Source organism: Shewanella hafniensis (assembly GCF_019655335.1).
Taxonomy (GTDB): Bacteria; Pseudomonadota; Gammaproteobacteria; order Enterobacterales; family Shewanellaceae; genus Shewanella; species Shewanella hafniensis.
Genome location: NZ_BPFD01000135.1, coordinates 1 through 5,488 on the forward strand (window position 1 = coordinate 1; position 5,488 = coordinate 5,488).

A 5,488-nucleotide genomic window follows, 5' to 3' on the forward strand; every position below is an offset into this window, starting at 1 on the left:
GATCTATATCACAGCTAACTGTAAATTCGTGTAAAGATGTTTAAATAAAAACACTTCTCATTTATATTGCCTGCAATTCTAAGACGAAAGGTCTATTTGAGGTGTTGGCAATGGTATTTAAATATTCAGTTGTGGGTTTGGCCGTAGGGTCAGCATTAATGGCGATGCCTGTTATTGCTGAAGCGCCAAACGATGCAAACATAGAACGTATTAATGTAATCGGCCGTACTTTTAACGACTATAAAGTCGGTAGCGCATCGGGCGCTATGCGTGGTGATATTGACTTAATGGATACCCCGCAGTCCGTCAATGTGATCCCAGATTTTGTTACCGATGAGCAATTAGCAACAAACCTTGCGGAAGTATTGGTAAACGATTCTTCTATCACTGCGGGTACTCAGCGTTGGAACCGCCAAGTCTTCTCTTTACGTGGTTTTGAACTTGATTCAGGCTCAGGCTACTTGGCTAATGGCCACCAGCTTTTTGCTCACTACGTATTACCGATTGAAATTTTAAGCCAGGTCGAAGTGCTTAAGGGGCCTTCTTCCATGCTTTATGGTCAATCTGGGCCTGGTGGTTTGGTCAATATGGTTACCAAAAAGCCGACCTATGACCGTTTGTTTGAACTGGGTTTTGATACCGATGAGCAGGGTTCAACTCGCTTTCAACTTGATGCAGGTGGCGCTATCAATGAGGCTGAAACCTTGAGATATCGTGCTGTTGGCGTAAAACAAGATACAAAATACTGGCGCAGCTATTCGCCACTGCCGGGCGAACAGGCCGAGCAGCAGGAGCGCGACCGTTGGCTCGGTTTCGTAGCGCTGGATTACGATGTAACCGACGATGTGCTGCTTTCCTTGCGTTATGATCGTACTGAAGACAAGACTGGCATCGATGTGGGAGGATGGCTCGACAAAGACGGCAACCTGATTGGTGGTCGCGAGCAAATCTGGGACATGCCCTGGGCCTTTACCGATAACACTATCACTAATATCGGTGCTGATATTGCTTGGCAAATCAGCGACAACTGGAACCTGAAACTCGGTTACAACGATCAGCAATTCAACCGTCAGCGTTTCGATTCGGCGCCTCGCTACAATGTCAACGCGATGGACAAAGGCTATCAAATCAACCCCTTCGACCGTTTCGATGACTGGAGCCATAAGAGCGCCTATGTAGACTTGAGCGGTGAGTTTGAACGCGCGGGAATGGAACACCAACTGCTGCTAGGCGCCAATAAGCTGGATTATGGCTATGCTCAGCTGCGCACCTCCGGTAGTAGTCAAACCGTGATGCCTGGCGTGGCTGCGCCCCGCCCTGATATTTCTTACACCACAGATACCAGCTGGAGTAACAGCGAGTATGAATTCTACGGTGTGTACCTGCAGGACCTTATCAGCCTGAACGACCAGTGGAAGCTGCTTGCAGGCGTTCGCTTTGATGAGCAAAAAGAAGAATCTGGCAATGATAATGCAGTATCACCCAAATTTGGGGTGATCTGGCAGCCACAGCAGGATCTCAGTCTTTATGCCAATTACTCCAAGAGTTTTGTGCCCCAGGGCAAGGTAAACGACGAAGCCGACCTGAATAACAACCAAGAGCTTGATCCCGAGTACGGTACTCAATATGAACTCGGTGCCAAGTGGGAGCTAATGAACGGTGGCCTATTGCTTACAGGTGCTGTGTTCGACATTGAAATCGATAACCGCATCGTGAGGCATCAATTGGATACGCCAATCGACGTACCGGGTAAAAAGAGCATTACCCAGGTTACCCGCCAGGATGGCATACAGCACCACAAAGGATTTGAACTAGGTGCTCAAGGGCAGATAAGTGACAGCTGGTTTGTGACTTCTTCTATGATGTATCTGGATGCTGGCTACAAGACTGCTGATGCCCTCAATGGCAAAACACCTATCGATGCGCCAGAATGGTCTGCTAACATTTGGAGCCGTTATCAAGTGACTGATGAATTGGCGCTTAATTTTGGTGCGGTATACGTAGGTGAGCGTTTTGCCAATACTCAAAATACTATCACTAAAGATGGTTATGTCCGCTTTGATATGGGGGCGGCTTACACCTTCAATATCAGCGGTAATGAGTTCGGTATCCGAGCAAACGTGAGAAACTTATTTGATACTGAATACTTAGACGGTGGTAACAATCAGATGGTTACTATCGGCCAAGATCGTAACTTCAGCGTGGCGCTTGAAGCTAAGTTCTAACTTCACTTTCTAAGCTTAAGTTTTAGCTCCCTTAAAGCAGTTCATCGATAGGTGAACTGTTTTTTTATTGCTTTTCATTAGGTTAATTTTAAAAACTCATCCATTCCATCACTCTCACGCTAAAAAAACCTTTCGAATACTAGCAAAAAAGTTTCGTTTCACTATAATGCTGCTTTCGAATCGAAACTTATGTGAAAGGTTTTATGAACAAACGAAACACACAGCAGCGTCGCCACTGCATAATCACCATATTGAACGAACTGGGTGAAGTGAGTGTTGATGAACTGTCGTTACGTTTTGAAACCTCAGAAGTGACGATTCGCAAAGATCTGGCTGCGCTTGAGAAAACAGGCCTGCTGCTGCGCCGTTACGGTGGCGCCGTGGCTATTCCCGACGAAGTGACTCAACAGTTTTCGGCCAAAATAGCCCCTAATAAACTGTCTATTGCGAAAACCGCCGCGCAGCTGATCAAAGATCACAATCGCATCATTATCGATAGCGGCACTACGACTTCTGGCTTGATTGAACAGCTGAACGATAAGCGCGGGCTGGTGGTCATGACCAATGCATTGCACCTTGCTAATGCCATCCATGAACTCGAAAACGAGCCAACCTTATTGATGACAGGTGGAACTTGGGACCCGCATTCTGAATCCTTTCAAGGCCAAGTCGCCGAGCAAGTATTGCGCTCATATAACTTCGATCAACTATTTATCGGTGCCGATGGTATCGATCTTGAACGCGGCACTACCACCTTTAACGAGTTAACTGGCCTAAGCAAAGTCATGGCCGAAGTGTCCCGTGAAGTGATCGTTATGGTGGATTCAGACAAAATCGGCAAGCGGATCCCTAACTTAGAGTTGCCGTGGGCCAAGGTGAGTGTGCTGGTTACCGACTCCCGTATCGACGAGAGCGCGCTAAAAAAAATTTCAGATCAGGGCGTGCGAGTCATGCTAGCGCCATACGCTCAATAGTGAGCGCAAAAAAGCTTAACAACTTCATTTTTAATTTATAGGTAAAGACTATGTGTGGAATCGTAGGCGCTGTGGCGCAAAGGGATGTGGCTGAAATTCTAGTAGAAGGCTTACGCCGCTTAGAATATCGCGGATATGACTCCGCAGGCGTTGCCGTTATTCACAATGGTGAACTCAATCGAACGCGCCGCGTTGGCAAAGTACAAGAGCTTTCAGCAGCGCTTGAAACTGACCCATTAGCGGGCGGAACCGGTATCGCGCACACTCGCTGGGCGACCCACGGTGAACCGAGTGAGCGTAATGCTCACCCGCATTTATCGGAAGGTGATATCGCGGTGGTGCACAACGGCATTATCGAAAACCACAATAAACTGCGCGAGATGCTAAAAGGTTTAGGCTATAAATTTAGCTCAGATACCGATACTGAAGTGATTTGTCACTTAGTACACCATGAGCTGAAAACTAACAGCAATTTGCTTTCTGCCGTGCAAGCCACAGTTAAACAACTCGAAGGCGCCTATGGCACTGTTGTTATCGACCGCCGCGATAGCGAGCGCTTGGTTGTTGCTCGATCTGGTAGTCCTTTAGTGATTGGTTTTGGTCTAGGTGAAAACTTTGTCGCCTCAGATCAACTGGCACTCTTACCTGTAACTCGTTCATTCGCCTTCTTAGAAGAAGGTGATGTGGCCGAAGTAACCCGTCGCAGCGTGAGCATTTTCGACTTAAACGGTAATGCCGTTGAGCGCGAAGTCAAAGAATCTGAAATTACCCACGATGCCGGTGATAAGGGCGAATATCGCCACTATATGCTTAAAGAGATTTACGAGCAGCCATTGGCACTGACGCGCACTATCGAAGGCCGTATCGCAAACAAGCAAGTATTAGATACTGCCTTTGGTGATAACGCGGCTGAGTTCTTAAAAGATATCAAACACGTGCAAATCATCGCCTGTGGTACTAGCTACCATGCGGGCATGGCGGCGCGTTACTGGTTAGAAGATTGGGCTGGCGTATCGTGTAACGTCGAAATTGCCTCTGAGTTCCGTTACCGCAAGTCGCACTTATTCCCAAATAGCCTGTTGGTGACGATTTCACAATCTGGTGAAACTGCAGATACTTTAGCGGCCATGCGCTTAGCGAAAGAAATGGGTTACAAAGCCACATTGACGATTTGTAATGCACCTGGTTCATCACTGGTTCGCGAATCTGACATGGCTTACATGATGAAAGCGGGCGCTGAGATTGGCGTGGCATCCACTAAAGCTTTCACAGTACAGCTTGCTGGCTTGTTAATGTTGACTGCGGTGATCGGTCGCCACAATGGTATGTCTGAGCAAATGCAGGCCGACATCACTCAAAGCCTACAATCTATGCCAGCTAAAGTGGAACAAGCTTTAGGGCTAGATGCTGCGATTGCTGAATTGGCGGAAGATTTTGCCGATAAACACCATGCGTTATTCCTTGGCCGTGGCGATCAATACCCGATTGCGATGGAAGGCGCGCTAAAGCTGAAAGAGATTTCTTACATTCATGCTGAGGCCTATGCCTCTGGCGAATTAAAACACGGCCCATTAGCGCTTATCGATGCCGATATGCCTGTTATCGTCGTTGCGCCAAACAATGAATTGCTCGAAAAACTGAAATCGAACGTAGAAGAAGTGCGTGCCCGTGGCGGCTTAATGTATGTGTTTGCCGATGTGGATGCCGAGTTCGAGTCCGACGACACGATGAAAGTGATCCCTGTGCCACACTGCGATATCTTTATGGCGCCGCTGATCTACACTATTCCGCTACAGCTATTGTCGTACCATGTTGCGTTGATCAAAGGTACCGACGTGGATCAACCACGCAACTTAGCAAAATCTGTAACAGTAGAATAAAAATAAGTATTTAAATAAAAACCGCCTTTATTGGCGGTTTTTTCATTTAGATTCACGACAAAACGACGATTAGCTTACGGCAATCGCAAATGCTGGTGGCTTAGCTTTCTATGCTGGAATGGCATCTAGCTCGTGCTGCTTTCTTGCCTCAATGCGTTTCCATACTTTGTCGTGGAAGTAAAACACCACAGTGTTAATCGCGGGTTCTACTAAGGCCACTGCGCCGCCGACGATCACACTGCCGGTTAATAAATAGGTTACGGTAAAAGCGACGCTAAAATGCAGTACGGCAAAAGTAAGTGTCTTAGTCATGATCTTGTCCTCTAAATGGGCTTCCAGCGGGAATATCTAGATGATAACAATTCTCATTAAAATTAAAAGCCGTGTTTTCAGATTAGTTTAAACGGTT

4 protein-coding genes are annotated in these 5,488 nt (G+C 47.0%); 3 read left to right on the top strand and 1 reads right to left on the bottom strand.

Annotation, left to right across the window (positions count from 1 at the left end; all coding sequences use genetic code 11):
- The first annotated feature begins 110 nt into the window (after nucleotides 1–110).
- The 3 genes from K5Q99_RS21165 (at nucleotide 111) to glmS (ending at nucleotide 5,079) form a co-directional block, all read left to right on the top strand.
- Nucleotides 111–2,225 (top strand): TonB-dependent siderophore receptor, encoded by a 2,115-nt coding sequence (locus tag K5Q99_RS21165; protein WP_220778046.1) that lies wholly within the window; start codon nucleotides 111–113, stop codon nucleotides 2,223–2,225.
- Nucleotides 2,226–2,428: 203 nt separating this feature from the next.
- Nucleotides 2,429–3,199, top strand: a complete 771-nt coding sequence (locus tag K5Q99_RS21170) for a DeoR/GlpR family DNA-binding transcription regulator (RefSeq protein ID WP_106648800.1) — start codon at nucleotides 2,429–2,431, stop codon at nucleotides 3,197–3,199.
- A gap of 50 nt (nucleotides 3,200–3,249) precedes the next feature.
- Nucleotides 3,250–5,079, top strand: coding sequence for a glutamine--fructose-6-phosphate transaminase (isomerizing) (glmS, locus tag K5Q99_RS21175; RefSeq protein WP_012588967.1), 1,830 nt, complete (start codon nucleotides 3,250–3,252; stop codon nucleotides 5,077–5,079).
- Nucleotides 5,080–5,187: 108 nt separating this feature from the next.
- On the opposite strand, the gene K5Q99_RS21180 is transcribed toward glmS, so the two are convergent.
- A complete protein-coding gene (locus K5Q99_RS21180; RefSeq protein WP_220778047.1) occupies nucleotides 5,188–5,391 on the bottom strand; it encodes a DUF2061 domain-containing protein in 204 nt (67 codons plus the stop codon).
- Nucleotides 5,392–5,488 lie beyond the last annotated feature (97 nt).